A 17,015-nucleotide genomic window follows, 5' to 3' on the forward strand; every position below is an offset into this window, starting at 1 on the left:
CGGGCTCAGCGGATGCGCTTGACCATGAGGTGGGTGATCAGCAGGCCCAGGCCCACGCTGCACGCGGCGTAGACCATGACCTGGATGCCGACCGCGTCGTTGAACATGAAGCGGAAGTCATCGGGCGAGTTGAGATACATGTAGAGCAGCACGCCCGGCACCAGCAGGGCGACGATCTTGGCCGAGGCGCGCGCCTCGGAGGTCTTGGCCTTCACTTTCATGCCCAGTTCGGCGCGCGCGCGCAGCGTGGCCGACAGGCGTTCCAGCGTGTCGCCCAGCCGGCCGCCCGATTCCTGGCTGATGATCAGGATCACAGCGAAGAAGCGGTATTCGGGCAGCGGGATGCGCTGGGCCGAGCCTTGCATGGCGGCCTTCAGCGGCACGCCCAGCTTCAGCCAGTTCTCGATCTCGCGCAGCTCGGGCGCCAGCGGGCCGTGCAGATGGTCGGCGGCGATGCCGAAGGCGCTTTGCAGCGGTACGCCCGAACGGCAGATGCGGGTGATCGCGTCGATGGCCTCGGGCAGGCTGCGCGTCAGCGCGTCCAGGTGTTGGGCCATGGCGCGCTGGTAGACGATGAGGCACAGCATCACCCACAGCAGCGGGGCGCTGAGCAGCACCAGCGCCATCGAGGTGCCGGTCATGCGCGCCAGCGCCAGCGCGCCCACCCCGGCAATCGCCGCGCCCAGCAGCAGGCGCTGGCGCAGCGTCGGCAGCCAGCCCAGCGATTGCGCGCCGTCGCGCAGCCTCGTCAGGCGGCGTCCCATGGCGGGCCAGCGCGGCAGCAGGTCGTTCTGCCCGGGCAGGACGATGGTGTCCGCCCCTTGCAGCACGGCCATCGCCGCGCCGCTCTCGCGTTCGATCTGGCGGCGCAGCGCGTCCAGGCGCCGTTCCATGGCGTCCGCGCGGCGCTGGCGGCGGCTGGTGGCGCGTACGGCGTAGAAGCCCACCAGTACCAGCAGGAAGACAATCAGGGTGAATAGGTCGAGCATGGGATCTGGATTCCGCGGATCAGGCCACGTCCTGGTCGAACAGGTGGGCCTTCTCTGTATAGAAGTTCGGCCGCAGGCCGCTGCCGCTGTGCTCGCCGATCACCTGGCTGGCGGTGCCGCCCGGACGCGAACGGAAAGCGTGCAGTTCCTGGGTCTGGATCACTTCCTCCTCCATGCCGCAGATCTCGACGATGGACACCACGCGGCGCGCGCCGTCGCGCATGCGCTCGATCTGCACGATCAGGTCGACCGCGCTGGCGATCTGGCGGCGGATGGCGGCCAGCGGCAGTTGCATGTTGGCCATCATCACCATGTTCTCCAGGCGCATCAGCGCGTCACGCGGCGTGTTGGCGTGCACCGTGCACAGCGAGCCATCGTGGCCCGTGTTCATCGCCTGCAGCATGTCGAAGCATTCGCCGCCGCGCACTTCGCCCAGGATGATGCGGTCGGGCCGCATCCGCAGGGCGTTCTTCATCAGGTCGCGCTGGTCGATGCGGCCGGTGCCCTCGGCGCTCTCGGGGCGCGTTTCCAGGCGGATCACGTGGATCTGCTGCAGTTGCAGTTCGGCCGCGTCCTCGATGGTGATGATGCGCTCCAGCGGACTGATCTTCTGCGACAACGCGTTCAGCAGCGTGGTCTTGCCGGCGCCGGTGCCGCCCGACACGATGATGTTCAGCCGCGCTTCCATCGCGCGGCGCAGCACCGTGGCCATGTCCATCGACATCGCGCCACGCGTGGCCAGCGACTCCAGCGACAGGTCGCGCCGCATGAACTTGCGGATCGAGATCGTGGTGCCGTCCAGCGCCAGTGGATGCGTGATGACGTTCACGCGGCTGCCATCGGGCAGGCGTGCGTCCACCATGGGGTTGGCCTCGTCGATGCGGCGTCCCACGCGCGCGGCGATGCGCTGCGCGGTGTTGAAGACGTGTTCCTCGTCGATGAAGGTGATCGGCGTCAGCTCCAGTTTGCCGAAGCGTTCGATGAAGATCTGCCCCGCGCCGTTGACCAGGATGTCGTTGACCGTGTCGTCGGCCAGCAGCGGCTCGATGGGGCCCACGCCCACCATCTCGTCCAGCATCTGGCGCGAGATCAGCTCTTCTTCCTGTCCGGACAGCTGCAGGCGCTGCTCGTCGCAGATGCGCCGGATCAGCGCGTCGATCTGCGATTGCAGCTTGTCGCGCGGCATGGCCGCCGCCTTCAGCGGATCGATCTGCGTGAACAGTTCGTCGCGGATCACGCGGCGCTGGCTGGCCTGCTCGGCATTGGCGGCTACGGGCGCGGGGGCGGAAGCCGGCTTGGCGGCGATAGGCTTGGCCGGTACCGTCGTGCGCGCGGGGCGCATGGCCGGCTGGGGCGCGGCGGGCGCGGCCACCGTGGCGACGGGCGCGGTCGCGGCCGGCTGGGCAGGCGTCGTGGCCGCCGCCGGCTGGGCCAGGGCGGTGGGAAGGGGGGCGGTCTTGCGGCGAGGCAGCATCATGATCGGGCTCAGGCGCGTGCGGTGGAGCGGGGCCGGGCGGCCGCGGGACGGTTCAGCCAGGCGCGCAGGCGTTGCGCCACGCCGCCCGCCTGCGCGCCCGAGGCGTCGGGCAGGCCCAGGATGCGCGAGCCCAGTTGTGCCACGGCCTGGGCATAGGGCGAGGCCGTGGGCAGGCTCAGCGGGCCTTGCAGCAGGCTGGCCGACAGGGCCGGGCCGGCGTAGGGCAGGTGCAGATCGATGCCGCGTCCCACGAACTCCTCGAACTGGGCGTTCTCCAGTGCGGCGCGTTGCTGGTGGCGGGCGGCGCTGGCCACCAGCAACAGGCGCTGCCCGCCGCTTTCATCGCCCAGCTGGGTCAGCAGGCGATGCGTGCTGCGCGCGCCTTGCACCGTCAGTTCCGTCAGCACGACGCGCACGTCGGCGTGGGCCAGCACCTCATCGGCGCCAGCGGGGCGATGCGAGGGCAGGTCCCACAGCGACAGCGAGAACAGTTGGCACAGCACGGCGCCCAGTTCCAGCACCCGCTCCGGGTCCAAAGGCGTTTCGGTGGCGGGCCGTTGCGCCAGCAGGTGCAGGCGCGCGGGACCGTTGGCCTGGCCCTGTTGCGTGGCCAGCAGCGTGCGTTGCAGCAGGCGCGGATCGATGTCCGGCGCGGCCAGCAGGCTGGCCAGTCCCGCGTCGGCCTCCAGGCCCAGCAGCAGCGGCAGGTCACCCTTGCGGCGGTCGAAGTCGACCAGCACCGTGGGCGTCTGGCGCGAACCCGCCAGCCATTGGCCCAGCGATGCGGCCAGGGTGCTGACGCCCACGCCGCCCGCGGCGCCCGTCATGGCCACTGTGCGGCCGGCGCGGGCCGTGCCGCCATGGCCCAGCGGCGCGTCGTCGTCGGCCCGCGCCAGCGTGTCGGCCAGCAGGTCCAGGCGCGGCGGCTTGATCAGGTAATCGAAGATGCCGCCTTGCAGCAGTTGGCGGTACAGGTCCACGTCCTGTTGCTGGCCCAGGGCCACGATGCGGCAGGCGGGGCCGGCTTGCCCGGCCAGCTCCAGCAGCGCGGCCAGCGGATGGGCGTGGCCGGCGATGTCGACCAGCAGCACCGAGGGCGGCGTGTTGGCCGCGCACCATTCGATGGCCTGCGCGGGGCCGCCCGCCTGCAGCACGGTGGCGGGCCGGCGCAGCCGGTCCAGCTGGTCACCGATGGGCTTGAGGTCCGCCGCGGCCGCGAAGACGGCCGGTCCGCCGAAAATGGCGTCGGAGGTCGAGGAAGAAGTGTCGCTCATGGCCGTCAGTTGTCGAAGTTGATGTCGATCAGGTCGCGCGTCTCGCCGGTCTGATAGCGCTCGACCGCTTCAGCGGCGGCCTTGCCGTCGGCGCCATCCAGCGTGCGCGGGCGCGACAGGTCGCGCGGATCGCTGACCATGCGGGCCAGGTTGGCGCGATTGGCGCAACCCAGTGCGCCCACGCCGTAGTACGGATGCACGGTGGTCTGGTTGGGCCGCGCCACGCCGCAGTGCTTGGCATCGAGCACCAGGGATTCGGATTGCAGTTCCAGGTCCCAGCCTTGTTCGGCGGCCTGCGCCAACCGTTCACCGTCCAGCGTGGTGGCCAGCACGCGCGGCTCGCGGGCGCCGGCGCGGCCCAGGGCCAGCGCCACGCGTTGGGCCAGCGCCTCGCCGCGGGCATTGAAGGGCGTCAGTGTCAGCACCTGCTGTTCGATGCGGCCTTGCCGCGTCAGCAGGGCATTGGCCTCGCGCAGCGATTCGGGCGTCAGGCCCTGGCCATCGGCCGTGCCCTGCAGGGCAAGCGCCACGGCGCGCGGTTCGGCTTGTATGGCCTGCGGCGCGAAGCCGTTGCCGAAGCGCGAGGCGCGCACCTTGTTGATGGGCGTGTCGCAGCCGGTCAGCAGCAGCGCCGTCGCCAGGGGCAGCAGGACCCAGAGGGCTGGCCGGGAGTAAGAGCGGATCGTGTCGTGTTGCATGGAGTATCCCTAGGCGGCGTCAGTACAGGTAGCCGATGGAGGCTTGCTGCGGCAGCAGTTCTTTCAGGCCCGGCAGGTCCTGGCCGGGCACTTGCAGTTCGCCCGCGGCCACCGGGTCGACCACGTTGGCGGTCACCAGGATCACCAGTTCGGTTTCGTCTTTCTGCGCCACTTCGTGTTCGAACAGGCGGCCCAGGATGGGAATGCGGCTCAGGCCCGGCACGCCCTGCATGGTCTGCGCCTGCGTCGAGCGCAGCATGCCGGCCAGGGCGAAGCTCTGGCCGCTGGCCAGTTCCACCGTAGTGTCGGCGCGGCGCACCTTCAGCGCCGGAATCGAGATGCCTTCCAGCGTGACGGCGCCATCCTCGGTCAGCTCGCTGACCTCGGGCGCGATGTGCAGGCTGATGCGGTTGGCCGACAGCAGCGTGGGCGTCATGCGCAGGATCACGCCGTACGACTTGAAGTCGATCTGCACGTTGTTGTTGGTGATGATGACGATGGGCACTTCGCCGCCGGCCGCGAAGGCCGCGCTTTCGCCGGACATCGCCGTCAGGTTGGGTTCGGCCAGCACCGTGGCGAAGCCCTCGGACGACAGCGCCGAGATCAGGCCGCCCATGGTGAAGTTGCCGCGGGTGCGCATGCCGCCGATCCCGATACGCGAGGTCGAAGTGCCGGGCACCATCTGCGAAAGCGTGCGGCCCGTCAGCGAATCGAACAGCGACGGGTTGACCGTGCCGCTGATCGGGGCGAAGCCCGCGCCGCCGCTGCCGGTCATGATGCCCCAGGCGCCACGGCCCGAGTTCAGCGTGGCGGCCCAGTCGAAACCCAGCTCATGCGACAGGGTGCGGGACACTTCCACCACGCGCACCTGGATGTTGATCTGAGAGGACAGCTCCACCTTCAACTGGTTGATGACCTGGTCGCGACGGTTGGCTCCGTTGGCCGCGCCGCCACCGCCACCCCCTCCGCCGCCGTTGCTCTGGCCGGCGGGCGAAGAGGCCAGGCCGTCCAGATAGGCCTGGATCTGGTCCACCACCTGCTTCGATTCGATCGGCGTGCGCACCATGCCGCGCACGATGATGCGGTCGTTCAGCGAGGCTTCGAGTTCGATGTCGGCGTCGGGCACCGTGCGCTTGATCTGCTCGCGCAGCGTCTTCAGGTCATGCTCGGCCACCACGTTGATGGCGGCGATCACCTTGTCCTGCGCGTCCAGTGCGTACAGCGTCGTCGCACCCACGCCCTGCGCGAACACGAAGATGCGGTTCGGCGAGGGCACCTGGAAGCTGGCGATGCGTGGATCCGCCACCAGCACCTTGCTGGCGTCGACATTGAGCTTGAGCAGCCGGCCCTCGCGGACGTTCAGCGTGATGGTTTCGGTGGGTTGCACCGATTGGAGGACCTGAGGGGCGGCAGCCTTGGCCGGCGGCGCGGCATGCGCCACGCCGCACAGGGACAGCGCCGCGGCCAGGCACAGCCGCGCGAAGGGGAAGTCAGCGCCCTGGCGGGCCATGGTCTGGATCATGTCGGAATCAAAAGGGCGAGCCGGGAGAGGCGCGGGCAGGGCCGCGCGGGAACGTGGAAGTCGCATGGCGGTCACTTGCCGTTGGGGGCGTACACCTGGACGGCCTGCTTGTCGCCCTGGAAGGTCTTGACCATGGGCGGCGTGGCGCCGTTGAACACGGAAGTGGCCTCGCGCAGGTGGGTGGCCTCGCGCGAGGCCACCTTGGAGGCGGTCTCGTCGCGATGGCTCAGCAGCGCAACCTGCAACGTGCCGACTTCGCGTGCCAGCGCCAGGCGTTCGGCGTCGGCGGGGCTGACTTCCAGCGTCACGCTTTCATAGAACAGCGTGTTGGGCTGCGGAATCGGGTGCGGGTTGTTCTTGCTGTCGGCCTGGCCGCGCCTGGCGGTGTTCTTGTCGGTGGCCGGCTGTTCGGGATCCGCCAGCCGTGTGACGGCGGTGGGGTTGTTGTTCATCGCCAGGACGCGCACGTTTCGCACGATGGTCTGCGACGCCAGCAGCATGTATTCGCTGTTGGGGATCATGTCTGTGGGCTTCTGGATCTCCGTGCGCTGTACGCTCAGGATCACGTCCACGCGATCGCCGGAATTGAGCAGGCCGGAGTTGCTGTCCACGGCGCTGGTCGGAATCGATACCGCGCGCATGCCCGGCGTCAGCACCGCCCCCAGGAATCCCGGTTCGCCCGGATAGACCAGCGTGCCGCGCGTCAGCGATTGACCGCCTTGCAACGGCTGGCGCAGCGCCGAGCCGTAGATCTCGCGTTCGACCTGGCGGCGTTCCTGATCGTTCGCCGCGGAGAAGTCATCGGCGCGCACGGCATCTGCCGGCACTTCGCGCCAGGTCAGCGTCTTCAGCGTGTCGCTTTCGACGAAGCGGCCCGCCGCCATCGCATCGCCCGCCGACAGCACATACCGCACCGGCGGCTTGGGCGCGGCCTGCGCGGGCACTTCCTTGACGATCGTCACGGGAGGAGGCGGGCGCATCAGCGAGCGGCCCACCAGGGCGGCGCCCGCAGCCAGCGTGACTGCCGAGGCGAGCAGGATCAAGGATCGCGTTTTCATTTCAAATGTAATTGATTTGCACTTTTGTTTACGTTTCTAGCCAGGCTTTGCCCTGGGAAATGCCGGCATCCAGGGAGGCTCGCCAGCCGGATCGGCGGGGCGGCCGATGAGGCTTGCTAGGTATGGCCCCACAGGGCGAAGGCGCCGCCGCAGGCGATGGCCAGCCCGTAGGGAATGCCCTGCACGGGCTGCTCCTGCAAGGCGTGCGGTACCGGAAACACCATGGCGGACAGCCATGTGTTGATCTGCAGCAAACCGAAGCCCAGGGTGCGTTCGACCATGCGCAGCAGCGGCAGCATCAGGGCCAGTGCGCCGCCCGCCAGCGAGGTCACGATCAGGAAGACGAAGGTCTGGTCGCCCAGCCACAGCGCCAGCACCGCCATCAGTTTGGCGTCGCCCGCGCCCATCCACCGCATGGTGAACAGGAAGTAGCCCGCCACCAGGATGCCCGCCGCGGCCAGCACCCCGGTCAGAAGCCAGTTGCGCGCGTCGTTGCCTGCGCCCTGCATCAGGGTCCAGCCGGCATAGCCCACCCACGCAACCAGCAGCGTCAGCACCAGGCGGTTGCTGATACGGCGGTAGAGCAGGTCGGAGACGGCCACCCAGGCCAGCGCCGGCAAGATGATGAAGACAGGCAACGAAGAACCCATGGTGCTCGCGCGGGCCTTGCTCAGCCGCCCGACTTGGTGTCGGTGCCGGCTTCGGTGATGTCGGAGGCGATGGCGTCGAACTTGTTGCGCAGCGCGGTGATGAAGGCGCCGTCGGAACCGAAGATGACACCGACGGCCGCGGCCATGGCGGCGGCCAGGATGCCGTATTCGATGGCGGTCACGCCGCTTTCGTCGCGCAGGAAGTCTCGGATTCGGGAAGTCACGGAATAATCCAGAAAAAAGGGGTCTATGCGTGTCGCAGGCCGTCGGACAGGCCGTCGACCGTACAGACGTTATTAGGACTCATTTGCATAGAGAGGGGCAACACTCGGATCATTAAGACTCGTTCAGGATCAATGCGCGGCGGGCGCCAGGGGCAGGCGCAGCAGGGCCAGCAGGCCGCGCGTGCGGGGCGGGTCCGCCTCTTGCAGACGCGGCAGATCGTTGTCGGCCAGCACCAGGCTGCCGCCGTGCAGCCCCGCCACAGCCTGCACCAGGGGCAGGCCCAGGCCATGCCCGGCGATGGCGCGATCGCGCGCCAGGCGGCGGAAGCGCTGCACCGCCTGGCCGCGCTGGTTGGTGTCGATGCCGGGGCCTTCGTCGGCCACGCCCAGCTCGACCGCGCCCGCGCGTTCGCGGGCCAGCAGCGTGATGGCGCTGCCTTCGGGCGCGTATTTGATCGCGTTCTCTACCAGGTTCACCATGGCCTGGAACAGCATCGGCCGGTCGCCCACCAGTTGCAGCGGCTCCTCGATGCGCAGGTTCATCGTCAGGCGCCTTTCGTCCGCCAGCACGCCGTAATAGTCGTTCAGGTCCGCCAGCATGGTGCGCGCGTCGATGGGCGTGGATTCATGATGGCAGCGGCCGGTCTCGATCTCGCTGATGCGCATCACCGTGCGGAACAGGTACTGGATGTGCCGGATCTCCTCCTCGGCCAGCGCCACCTCGTCGCTGGTGGCCGTGTTGTCCTGCGCCGCCTCCGCCACGTTGGACAGCCGCTGTTGCAGGCGCGTCAACGGCGTGCGCAGCTCGTGGGCGATGTGGTTGGCGGCGTTGCGGACTTCCTCCATCAGGAAATCGATGCGCTCAAGGGCGGTATTCACGTCCTTGCCCAATTGGTCGAACTCGTCGTGCCGGCCCAGCACACCCACCCGAGAGTCGGTCTCGCCGCGCGCGAAACGCGCCATGGCCTGCCGGATGCGGTTGATGCGCTTGGTGGCGTCGAAGCTCGAGTACATGCCCACGCCCAGGCTCATCAGCAGGGCGGTGAATACGCTCAGGCCCACCACCAGCGGCACGGGATAGATGCGGTTGAGCATGGGCAGGATGTCGTAGGCCACCACGTAGCGGCCGCCCTGGGGCAGGGCGTAGGCGTAGCCCAGCCATTCGCGCATGCCCTGGTCGCTGTCCAGCGAGGCGCGCAGCCAGCCGCTGCACGCGTGCGCGCCGGGCGCGCACATGTCGGGCGACAGCAGTTCGGGCATGCCATAGATCAGCGTGCCGTCGGCCGCCTGCACCGCGGCGGCGCGCTCGCGCCGGGGCGTGGCCTCCGACTGGCCCAACTGGCGGGCCAGTTGCTGCGTGCCGTCGCGGTCGCCCAGGCCTTGCCGGGCGCGGATCTCCGCCGAGATCATGTCCTTCACGTGGCGCACCATCACCTGCTCCAGCAGGTTCTGGCCCCAGGCGATCGAGCCCAGCGTCACCAGCAGGAAGATGAACGCCACGCACGAGGCCTGCCGGAAGTGGCTGTTGTACAGCGGCGCGATTTCGCCATTGGCTCCCATGGCGACCACGCGCGCGCGGTCGCCACGCCAGAATGCGCGCCACGTTCCCGACGAGGCAGGCTGCAGGAACCCCCTGCGCAAGCCGGCGGCGACGATACTCCAGCTCATGCCGCTCAACCCAGTACGTAGCCCATGGCCCGCACGGTCCGCAGCAGCGGGCGGGTGAAATCCTTGTCGATCTTCGAGCGCAGCTTCGAGACGTGCACGTCGATCAGGTTGGTGCGGGGATCGAACTGCAGCCCCCAGACCTTCTCCAGCAGCATGCCGCGCGGCACCGTCTGGCCCGCGTGTTCGGCCAGGGTGCTCAGCAGCAGGAATTCCTTGTCGGTCAGCGTGATCGGGCGGCCCGACCGCATCACCTTGCGCCGCATCAGGTCGATCTGCAGGTCATGCACGCACAGGTGAGGGCCGTTGCCCGGCGCCTCCTCGCTGCGGCGGACCAGCAGTTCCATGCGCACCATCAGTTCGGGAAAGTCGAAGGGCTTGCCCAGGTAGTCCTGGGCGCCGGCGCGCAGGCCTTCCACGCGTTGCGAGGCCTGGTCGACGGCGGACAGGATGATCACCGGCGGATGCGGCTTGCCGGCCAGGCGGCGCAGTACTTCCATGCCGTCCATGCCCGGCAGCATGCGATCCAGCACGATGATGTCGAAAGCCTCGCCATCCAGGGCTTGCAGCGCCTGTTCGCCGGATTCGACGGGAACGCAGTGGTGGCCACTGGACTGGAACTTGCTCACCAGCCAATAGCTGACCTTGCTGTCATCCTCGATCAGCAGAATTCGCATGCTTTTCCTCACCAAGCTGTCGCGTTGCCCGGAAACCCGCGCGTGGCGCGAGCGCGCCTACAGGCGGATCCATCCATTCGCCTGATGGGGTTCCGTGTTGACAGCATGATCCTAATCCGCACTCTCGTTCTTCTGCGACAAACTTAAGCAGATTTAATGATAACTCAAATAGAAATGGTTTTCATTACGTAATAATGGCGAATCCGCGAAAAATAGGCCGGCAGTCATGCCGGCCGTCGCCATTGCCCGGTTCCCGCATGCCTTGCCACGTTCGATCGCCGCTGCCGCGGCAATGCCTGATTGCCTTGTCGCTATGTTGCGCCGCCGTCTGTGCCAGGGCAGCCGACGTCTATGTGTCGTTCGACGCCCAGGGGCAGGCCTCGTTTGCGTCGACGCCGCTGGATGACAGCTACCGCCTGCTGTTCAAGGACTTGAAGGCCGGGGCAGGCGTGCGTCTGACCGAGCCTCCTGCGGACGTCAAGGGCGCGCTGGAGCGCGCCGCGTCGCGGCACGGCGTGGATTATGCCTTGCTGTACGCTGTGGCGCGGGCCGAGTCGGGATTCGACACGCAGGCGGTCTCGCCCAAGGGCGCCGTCGGTGTCATGCAGTTGATGCCCGATACGGCGCGCCGCTATGGCATCACCGGCGAGGACGCGGTCACGCTGAAGGACAACATGCACCAGTTGCACGGCAACGTCGAGGCCGGCAGCCGCTATCTCAGCGACCTGCTCAAGCTGTTCGGCGGGGACGTGGAGCTGGCGGTGGCGGCCTACAACGCGGGGGAGGGCGCGGTGCAGCGTTCCGGCAACCGCATTCCGAACTACGCGGAAACGCACACCTACGTCGAGCGGGTGATGGGCACGTACCGGCAGATGACGGGAGGGCCGCCTGCGTCGGCCGCCTCTTCTCTGGCGGCGGCTGCGGCGCCCGGGCTGCGCGACGCGGCACCCGCGATGTCTCGCGAGGCATCCGAGGAGAGGATGGTCGCCGCGCCAGCGCGTGGCGCGAGCCGCGGCGGGCGCGCGAAGGTGCAGGTCTACCTGGGCGCCACCCAGGAAATCCAGCGCTTCGAGAAAGGATTCGCCGTGTTGCCGTCTCCGGCGCTGGCGGATGCAGGCGTGAGCCCGGCGCGATAGCGACCGCGCGTGGAGGCCTGCCGGGTAAGCGTGTCGTTATCCCGCGTGCGTCACGGCACACCGGGCGGCTGTCGCGGTGCAAGGGCTTTGCCCGTCACGCCTCAGCCCATCTCCTTGCTGCCCGCCAAGCCACTGAGCTGATCGATGATCGGGCAGTCCGGCCGCTTGTCGCCATGGCAATGCCTGGCCAGGTGCTTCAGCGTGTCCGCCATCTGCTGCAGTTCGGCGGCCTTGCGTTCCAGTTCCCGCACGTGTTCGAGCGCCACGCGTTTCACGTCGGCGCTGGCCCGGCTGCGGTCGCGCCACAGCGCCAGCAGTTCGTGCATCTGCTCTACCGAGAAGCCCAGGCCGCGCGCGCGGCGCACGAAGCGCAGCGTGTGCAGATTGGCGTCGCTGTAGACGCGGTAGCCCGATTCCGTGCGTTGCGCGGGGCCGATCAGGCCGATGGTCTCGTAGTAGCGGATCATCTTGGCCGAGATGCCCGAGGCTTGCGAGGCTTGTCCGATATTCATGGCGACGAGGTTCCGAAACGGTGAAGGAGATCAGGCCGCCGCTGGCCGGAAGGCCTTCAGGCGCAGCGCGTTGCCCACGACGAACACGCTGGACAGCGCCATCGCGCCCGCCGCCAGCATGGGCGACAGCGCCACGCCATAGGCGGGATACAGCGCGCCGGCCGCCAGCGGAATCAGCGCGGCGTTGTAGGCGAATGCCCAGAACAGGTTCTGGCGGATGTTGGCCAGCGTGGCGCGGCTGATGGCGATGGCGGTCGGCACGCCGTTGGGATCACCGGCCATCAGCACCACCGAGGCCGCCTCGATGGCCACGTCGGTGCCCGTGCCGATGGCCACGCCCACGTCGGCGGCGGCCAGGGCGGGGGCGTCGTTGATGCCGTCACCCACGAAGGCCACGCGTCGTCCATCCTGTCCCAAGGCCTGCACCGCGCGCACCTTGTCTTGCGGCAGCACTTCGGCGTGCACGTCGTCGATGCCCAGCTCCCGCGCCACCGCTTGCGCGGTCTCGCGGTTGTCGCCCGTGATCATGGCCGTGCGCAGCTCCTGCGCGTGCAGCGCCGCGATGGCTTGCTTCGCCGTGGGCTTGATCGGATCGGCCACCGCAAGCATGGCGGCGGCGCGGCCGTCGATCGCCACGTAGACCGGCGTCCAGCCCTTGCGGCCCCATTCGGCCGCCTGCTGGCCGAACACCGAGACATCCACCTGTTGCGCGGCCATAAGGCGCGCCGCGCCCGTCGCGATGCTTCGGCCCTGCACGCGGCCGCGCACGCCCGCGCCGGATTCGGCGATGAAATCCTCCGTGGCCAGCAATTCGACACGCCGTTCGCGGGCCGCCGCCACGACGGCCTGCGCGATCGGATGCTCGGAGCGCGCCTGCACCGAGGCCAGCAGGCGCAGCAGTTCGTCTTCCGACGCCACCGGCGCATCGGGCGCCAACCGCAGCGCGGCCAGCGCCGGCTTGCCCAGCGTCAGCGTGCCCGTCTTGTCGAAGGCCACCACGTCCACGCCGCGCAGCGTCTGCAAGGCATCTCCATGGCGGAACAGCACGCCCAGGTCGGCCGCGCGGCCGGTGCCCACCATGATGGAGGTCGGCGTGGCCAATCCCATCGCGCACGGGCAGGCGATGATCAGCACCGCCACCGCGTGCACCAGCGCGCTGGCCAAGGCGGGCTCTGGCCCCCAGACCAGCCACACGGCGAAGGTGAGCAGGGCGGCCGCCATCACCGCGGGCACGAACCAGCCGGTGATGCGGTCCACCAGCGCCTGCACGGGCAGCCGCGCGCCCTGCGCGTCTTCCACCATGCGGATGATGCGCGCCAGTTGCGTGTCGGCGCCGGTGTGCGTCACGCGCAGGGTGAAGCTGCCCGAGGTGTTCAGCGTGCCGCCCGTCGCCGTGTCGCCCGTGGTTTTCTCGACAGGCACGGGCTCCCCGGTCAGCATGGATTCGTCGATGTACGAGCGGCCTTCCGCGATCTCGCCATCCAGCGGAATCTGTTCACCGGGCCGCACCAGCACCTGGTCGCCCACGCGCACCTCGTCGACCGGCACGTCCACCGGTTGCCCTGCGCGCAACACGCGCGCGCTGCGCGGTTGCAGCGCTGCCAGACGGCGGATGGCGGCGCCCGTGCGGCCCTTGGCGCGTGCCTCCAGCATGCGGCCCAGCAGGATCAGCGTGACGATGACCGCGGCCGCCTCGAAATACACGGCGCGCGCGCCTTCCGGTAGCCATTGCGGCGCGAACGTCGCCACCGTGGAATAGCCCCAGGCCGCGCCCGCACCCAGCGCCACCAGCGAATTCATTTCTGGCGCGCGGCGCCACAGGGCCGACAGGCCGAGGGTGAAGAAGTGTCGTCCCGGCCAGGCCAGCACGGCCGTGGTCAGCACGAACTGCAGCAGCCAGCTGTTCTGCCGGCCCAGCGTGGCATGCATCCAGTGATGCCAGGCGGGCACCAGATGACCGCCCATCTCGATCACGAATACCGGCAGGGTCAGCGCCACGGCGACGGCCAGCGCCACGCCCAGCCGCCGCGCATCGGCGTCGCGCGCCTGCGCCTGCCGCTCGGCATGGCCATCCTGTGCCACGATCACCTGCGCGGCGTAGCCGGCACGGCCGACGGCGGCGACCATCGCATCGGGCGCGGCGCTGTCCGGGTCGTAGGACACCTGAGCCCGCTCGGTGGCCAGGTTCACGCTGGCGCTCTGCACGCCGGGCACGGCGGACAGGACGCGCTCGACGCGCTTCACGCAGGACGCGCACGTCATGCCTTCAACGGCAAGATCCAGCTGGATGAGGGAGGGGGAGGTGGCTGCGCGCATGGCTATGCCGTCCGGATGTCGTTGGGAACAGGCTCACTATCATCCTTCCCATGATGGGAAGGTCAAGCGGCCATTGTAGACTTGACCTTTCCATCATGGGAAGGTTTAGACTGCCTGTGCATCGGGTCGCAAAGGCCCCCCCACATGGTGTTTTTCTCCAGGAGCAACAGCAATGGCAATCGAACTGACCGTCCCGGACATGACCTGCGGACATTGCGTCAAGACCATCACCCAGGCCGTGCAGGCCGTCGCGCCCGGCGCCCAGGTGCACACCGATCTGGCCACGCATCAGGTACGCATCGAAGGCGCGGCCCAGGCCGAGCCGGTGCGCGCCGCCATTCGCGAGGCGGGCTACGACGTGCAGGGATGATGTGGGCATCGGAGGGGCGCCGTCAGGTTTTCGGCGCCTCCTGGATAGCCAAAATGCAATGTGTCATGTGTTTGCGAAAGCTATTGGCTATCAATCAATTAAAATAATTAAATTAGATATGTTGATAGTTGTTATTTATAGTTCTCTCCATGCCGGTGCGCATCCCGCCGCACCCACCCCTCAGGAGAACTCCACATGCTGCAATCCCGCGAAGGCCAACGCGTTCCGGACGTCACTTTCCCCGTCCGTCAGGGCAATGACTGGAAGACGCTGACCAGCGACGAGCTGTTCAAAGGCAAGACCGTCGTGGTCTTCTCGCTGCCGGGCGCCTTCACGCCCACCTGCTCGTCCTCGCACCTGCCGCGCTACAACGAACTGGCGCCGGCGTTCCGTGCCGCGGGCGTGGACACCATCGTCTGCCTGTCCGTCAACGATACCTTCGTGATGAATGAATGGGCGAAGGATCAGGAATCCGAGAACATCACGCTGCTGCCCGACGGCAACGGCGACTTCACCGACGGCATGGGCATGCTGGTCGACAAGCGCAACCTGGGCTTCGGCAAGCGCAGCTGGCGCTATTCGATGCTGGTGCGCGACGGCGTGGTCGAGAAGATGTTCATCGAACCCGAGAAGGACGGCGATCCCTTCGAAGTGTCGGACGCCGACACCATGCTGAACTACCTTGCCCCGCAGGCCAAGAAGCCCGACCAGGTCGTCGTGTTCTCCAAGCCGGGTTGCCCGTTCTGCATCGAGGCCAAGGCCCTGCTGGAATCGCGCGGCTTCGCCCCGGTCGAGATCCCGCTGGAGCACAAGGTGCGCGGCCGCGTCATCGGCGCCGTGTCGGGCAAGAGCACCGCTCCGCAGGTGTTCATCAACGGCACGCTGATCGGCGGCCTGGAACAGTTGCAGGCTCACCTGGGCTGATCGGCTTTGCATCGGGCATGACCGCGGCGGCGCGCGCTATCGCGCGCCGCCTGAAGAATCGCGAGGGAAGAAAATGAAGACTCTGCATACCGATGTGGCCGTGATCGGCGCCGGCACCGCCGGCCTGGCCGCCTACCGTGCCGCCCGCGCCGCGGGCAAGCGCGCGCTGCTGATCGAGGGCGGCGTGTACGGCACCACCTGCGCACGGGTCGGCTGCATGCCGTCCAAGCTGCTGATCGCCGCCGCCGAGGCCGCGCATGCGGCCGCGCACGGCGCGCCGTTCGGCGTGCATGTCGATGGCGCCATCCGCGTGGACGGCGCCGAGGTGATGGCGCGCGTCAAGCGCGAACGCGACCGTTTCGTGGGCTTCGTCCTGGACGGCGTGGAAAGCATTCCGGCCGAAGACAAGCTGCACGGCCATGCCCGTTTCTTTTCCGACGGCATCCTGCGTATCGACGGCCACACCGAAGTGCATGCCGGCAGCGTCGTCATCGCCTCCGGCTCCTCGCCCGCCATCGCCGGTCCGCTGCGCGGCCTGGGCGACCGCCTGGTCGTCAACGACGACGTGTTCGCCTGGGACGACCTGCCGCGCCGCGTGGCCGTGTTCGGGCCGGGCGTGATCGGGCTGGAACTGGGCCAGGCCCTGTCCCGCCTGGGCGTGCAGGTGCGCGTGTTCGGCGTCAGCGGCAGCCTGGGCGGCATCAGCGATCCCGCCGTGCGCCAGCGCGCCCGCAAGATCTTCCAGGAAGAGTTCTACCTGGATCCGGATGCGCGTGTGCTGGAGATCGTGCGCATCGGCGACGAGGTCGAGGTCCGCTACCTGGCGCTGGACAACACCGAGCGCACCGAGCGTTTCGACTACGTGCTGGCCGCCACCGGCCGCAAGCCCAACGTCGATACGCTGGATCTGCAGAACACCTCGCTGGCGCTGGACGGCCGGGGCGTGCCGGTCTATGACCGCCATACGCTGCAGGCCGGCAGTTCGCCCATCTTCATCGCGGGCGACGCGAATGCCGACGCGCCCCTTCTGCACGAGGCCGCCGACGAAGGCCGCATCGCGGGCGACAACGCCGCGCGGTTTCCTTCGGTGCGGGCGGGCGCGCGCCGGGCGCCGCTGGGCGTGGTGTTCTCCGATCCGCAGATCGCGCTGGTCGGCACGCCGCACGCCCGGTTGGAGCAGGGCGGTTTCGTCGTGGGCGAGGTCGATTTCGGCGACCAGGGCCGCTCGCGCGTCATGCTGAAGAACCGCGGCATGCTGCGCGTGTATGCCGACATCGAAAGCGGCCGCTTCCTGGGCGCCGAGATGGTCGGGCCGAGCGCCGAGCACATCGGCCACCTGTTGGCCTGGGCCGTGCAGCAGGAGCTGACCGTGGCGCGCATGCTGGAGATGCCGTTCTACCACCCCGTGGTGGAAGAGGGCCTGCGCACCGCGCTGCGCGATGCGCAGGCGAAACTGGCCCAGGCGCAATCGGCGGCCAGGGCGCAGGCGCAGGAAGCGGTGTCGGCGGCACGCGTGTAGGCGC

At 68.6% G+C, this 17,015-nt stretch carries 16 protein-coding genes; 4 read left to right on the top strand and 12 right to left on the bottom strand.

The features are described from left to right. Positions 1-5 precede the first annotated feature (5 nt). The 10 genes from A6745_RS26655 to A6745_RS26700 all read right to left on the bottom strand — a co-directional run bounded on the left by A6745_RS26655 (position 6) and on the right by A6745_RS26700 (position 10,234). Positions 6-989: a type II secretion system F family protein gene (locus tag A6745_RS26655; RefSeq protein WP_066134315.1), complete on the bottom strand. Its 984-nt coding sequence runs from the start codon at positions 987-989 to the stop codon at positions 6-8. Between the two features lie 19 nt (positions 990-1,008). Next, positions 1,009-2,466, bottom strand: coding sequence for a CpaF family protein (locus A6745_RS26660; RefSeq protein WP_066134318.1), 1,458 nt, complete (start codon positions 2,464-2,466; stop codon positions 1,009-1,011). 8 nt (positions 2,467-2,474) lie between these two features. Continuing rightward, positions 2,475-3,740: an AAA family ATPase gene (locus tag A6745_RS26665; protein WP_066134321.1), complete on the bottom strand. Its 1,266-nt coding sequence runs from the start codon at positions 3,738-3,740 to the stop codon at positions 2,475-2,477. Positions 3,741-3,745: 5 nt separating this feature from the next. Beyond that, a complete protein-coding gene (locus A6745_RS26670) occupies positions 3,746-4,438 on the bottom strand; it encodes a CpaD family pilus assembly lipoprotein (RefSeq protein ID WP_066134324.1) in 693 nt (230 codons plus the stop codon). A 19-nt stretch (positions 4,439-4,457) separates the two neighbouring features. Beyond that, entirely contained in the window at positions 4,458-5,960 is a 1,503-nt protein-coding gene (locus tag A6745_RS26675) for a type II and III secretion system protein family protein (RefSeq protein ID WP_066134327.1), read from the bottom strand. Between the two features lie 71 nt (positions 5,961-6,031). Next, a complete protein-coding gene (cpaB, locus tag A6745_RS26680; protein ID WP_066134329.1) occupies positions 6,032-7,003 on the bottom strand; it encodes a Flp pilus assembly protein CpaB in 972 nt (323 codons plus the stop codon). Positions 7,004-7,134: 131 nt separating this feature from the next. Then, positions 7,135-7,668 (bottom strand): A24 family peptidase, encoded by a 534-nt coding sequence (locus tag A6745_RS26685; RefSeq protein WP_066134333.1) that lies wholly within the window; start codon positions 7,666-7,668, stop codon positions 7,135-7,137. Between the two features lie 20 nt (positions 7,669-7,688). After that, the gene (locus A6745_RS26690) at positions 7,689-7,892 is read right to left on the bottom strand and encodes a Flp family type IVb pilin (RefSeq protein WP_066134336.1); all 204 of its coding nucleotides are present in this window, start codon (positions 7,890-7,892) and stop codon (positions 7,689-7,691) included. A gap of 129 nt (positions 7,893-8,021) precedes the next feature. Further along, entirely contained in the window at positions 8,022-9,560 is a 1,539-nt protein-coding gene (locus tag A6745_RS26695; protein WP_066134339.1) for a sensor histidine kinase, read from the bottom strand. Between the two features lie 5 nt (positions 9,561-9,565). Further along, positions 9,566-10,234 carry a response regulator transcription factor gene (locus tag A6745_RS26700; RefSeq protein WP_066134342.1) on the bottom strand — a complete coding sequence of 223 codons (669 nt, stop codon included), beginning with the start codon at positions 10,232-10,234 and terminating at the stop codon, positions 9,566-9,568. Positions 10,235-10,587: 353 nt separating this feature from the next. Between A6745_RS26700 and A6745_RS26705 the strand changes: the two genes are divergently transcribed. Next, positions 10,588-11,370 (top strand): lytic transglycosylase domain-containing protein, encoded by a 783-nt coding sequence (locus A6745_RS26705; RefSeq protein ID WP_066134345.1) that lies wholly within the window; start codon positions 10,588-10,590, stop codon positions 11,368-11,370. Between the two features lie 101 nt (positions 11,371-11,471). On the opposite strand, the gene cueR is transcribed toward A6745_RS26705, so the two are convergent. Both cueR and A6745_RS26715 read right to left on the bottom strand, forming a co-directional pair. Beyond that, complete coding sequence (gene cueR / locus A6745_RS26710; RefSeq protein WP_066134348.1) at positions 11,472-11,882, bottom strand: Cu(I)-responsive transcriptional regulator; 411 nt, start codon at positions 11,880-11,882, stop codon at positions 11,472-11,474. 30 nt (positions 11,883-11,912) lie between these two features. After that, entirely contained in the window at positions 11,913-14,198 is a 2,286-nt protein-coding gene (locus tag A6745_RS26715) for a heavy metal translocating P-type ATPase (RefSeq protein ID WP_066134350.1), read from the bottom strand. A gap of 172 nt (positions 14,199-14,370) precedes the next feature. Between A6745_RS26715 and A6745_RS26720 the strand changes: the two genes are divergently transcribed. The 3 genes from A6745_RS26720 to A6745_RS26730 all read left to right on the top strand — a co-directional run bounded on the left by A6745_RS26720 (position 14,371) and on the right by A6745_RS26730 (position 17,011). After that, entirely contained in the window at positions 14,371-14,568 is a 198-nt protein-coding gene (locus A6745_RS26720; RefSeq protein WP_066134351.1) for a heavy-metal-associated domain-containing protein, read from the top strand. A 195-nt stretch (positions 14,569-14,763) separates the two neighbouring features. Beyond that, entirely contained in the window at positions 14,764-15,492 is a 729-nt protein-coding gene (locus A6745_RS26725) for a glutathione peroxidase (protein WP_066134354.1), read from the top strand. 73 nt (positions 15,493-15,565) lie between these two features. Continuing rightward, positions 15,566-17,011 (top strand): dihydrolipoyl dehydrogenase, encoded by a 1,446-nt coding sequence (locus A6745_RS26730; RefSeq protein WP_066134357.1) that lies wholly within the window; start codon positions 15,566-15,568, stop codon positions 17,009-17,011. Positions 17,012-17,015 lie beyond the last annotated feature (4 nt).

Origin of the sequence: Bordetella ansorpii (genome assembly GCF_900078705.1) — a bacterium.
Taxonomy (GTDB): domain Bacteria; phylum Pseudomonadota; class Gammaproteobacteria; order Burkholderiales; family Burkholderiaceae_B; genus Bordetella; species Bordetella ansorpii_A.

Excerpts from the sequence above, each read along its gene's own strand:
- A6745_RS26670 (WP_066134324.1), bottom strand. The coding sequence starts at position 4,438 with ATGCAACACGACACGATCCGCTCTTACTCCCGGCCAGCCCTCTGGGTC.
- A6745_RS26695 (WP_066134339.1), bottom strand. The coding sequence starts at position 9,560 with ATGAGCTGGAGTATCGTCGCCGCCGGCTTGCGCAGGGGGTTCCTGCAG.
- A6745_RS26715 (WP_066134350.1), bottom strand. The coding sequence starts at position 14,198 with ATGCGCGCAGCCACCTCCCCCTCCCTCATCCAGCTGGATCTTGCCGTT.
- cueR (WP_066134348.1), bottom strand. The coding sequence starts at position 11,882 with ATGAATATCGGACAAGCCTCGCAAGCCTCGGGCATCTCGGCCAAGATG.
- A6745_RS26685 (WP_066134333.1), bottom strand. The coding sequence starts at position 7,668 with ATGGGTTCTTCGTTGCCTGTCTTCATCATCTTGCCGGCGCTGGCCTGG.
- A6745_RS26655 (WP_066134315.1), bottom strand. The coding sequence starts at position 989 with ATGCTCGACCTATTCACCCTGATTGTCTTCCTGCTGGTACTGGTGGGC.
- A6745_RS26700 (WP_066134342.1), bottom strand. The coding sequence starts at position 10,234 with ATGCGAATTCTGCTGATCGAGGATGACAGCAAGGTCAGCTATTGGCTG.
- A6745_RS26725 (WP_066134354.1), top strand. The coding sequence starts at position 14,764 with ATGCTGCAATCCCGCGAAGGCCAACGCGTTCCGGACGTCACTTTCCCC.
- A6745_RS26730 (WP_066134357.1), top strand. The coding sequence starts at position 15,566 with ATGAAGACTCTGCATACCGATGTGGCCGTGATCGGCGCCGGCACCGCC.
- A6745_RS26675 (WP_066134327.1), bottom strand. The coding sequence starts at position 5,960 with ATGATCCAGACCATGGCCCGCCAGGGCGCTGACTTCCCCTTCGCGCGG.
- A6745_RS26665 (WP_066134321.1), bottom strand. The coding sequence starts at position 3,740 with ATGAGCGACACTTCTTCCTCGACCTCCGACGCCATTTTCGGCGGACCG.
- A6745_RS26720 (WP_066134351.1), top strand. The coding sequence starts at position 14,371 with ATGGCAATCGAACTGACCGTCCCGGACATGACCTGCGGACATTGCGTC.
- A6745_RS26660 (WP_066134318.1), bottom strand. The coding sequence starts at position 2,466 with ATGATGCTGCCTCGCCGCAAGACCGCCCCCCTTCCCACCGCCCTGGCC.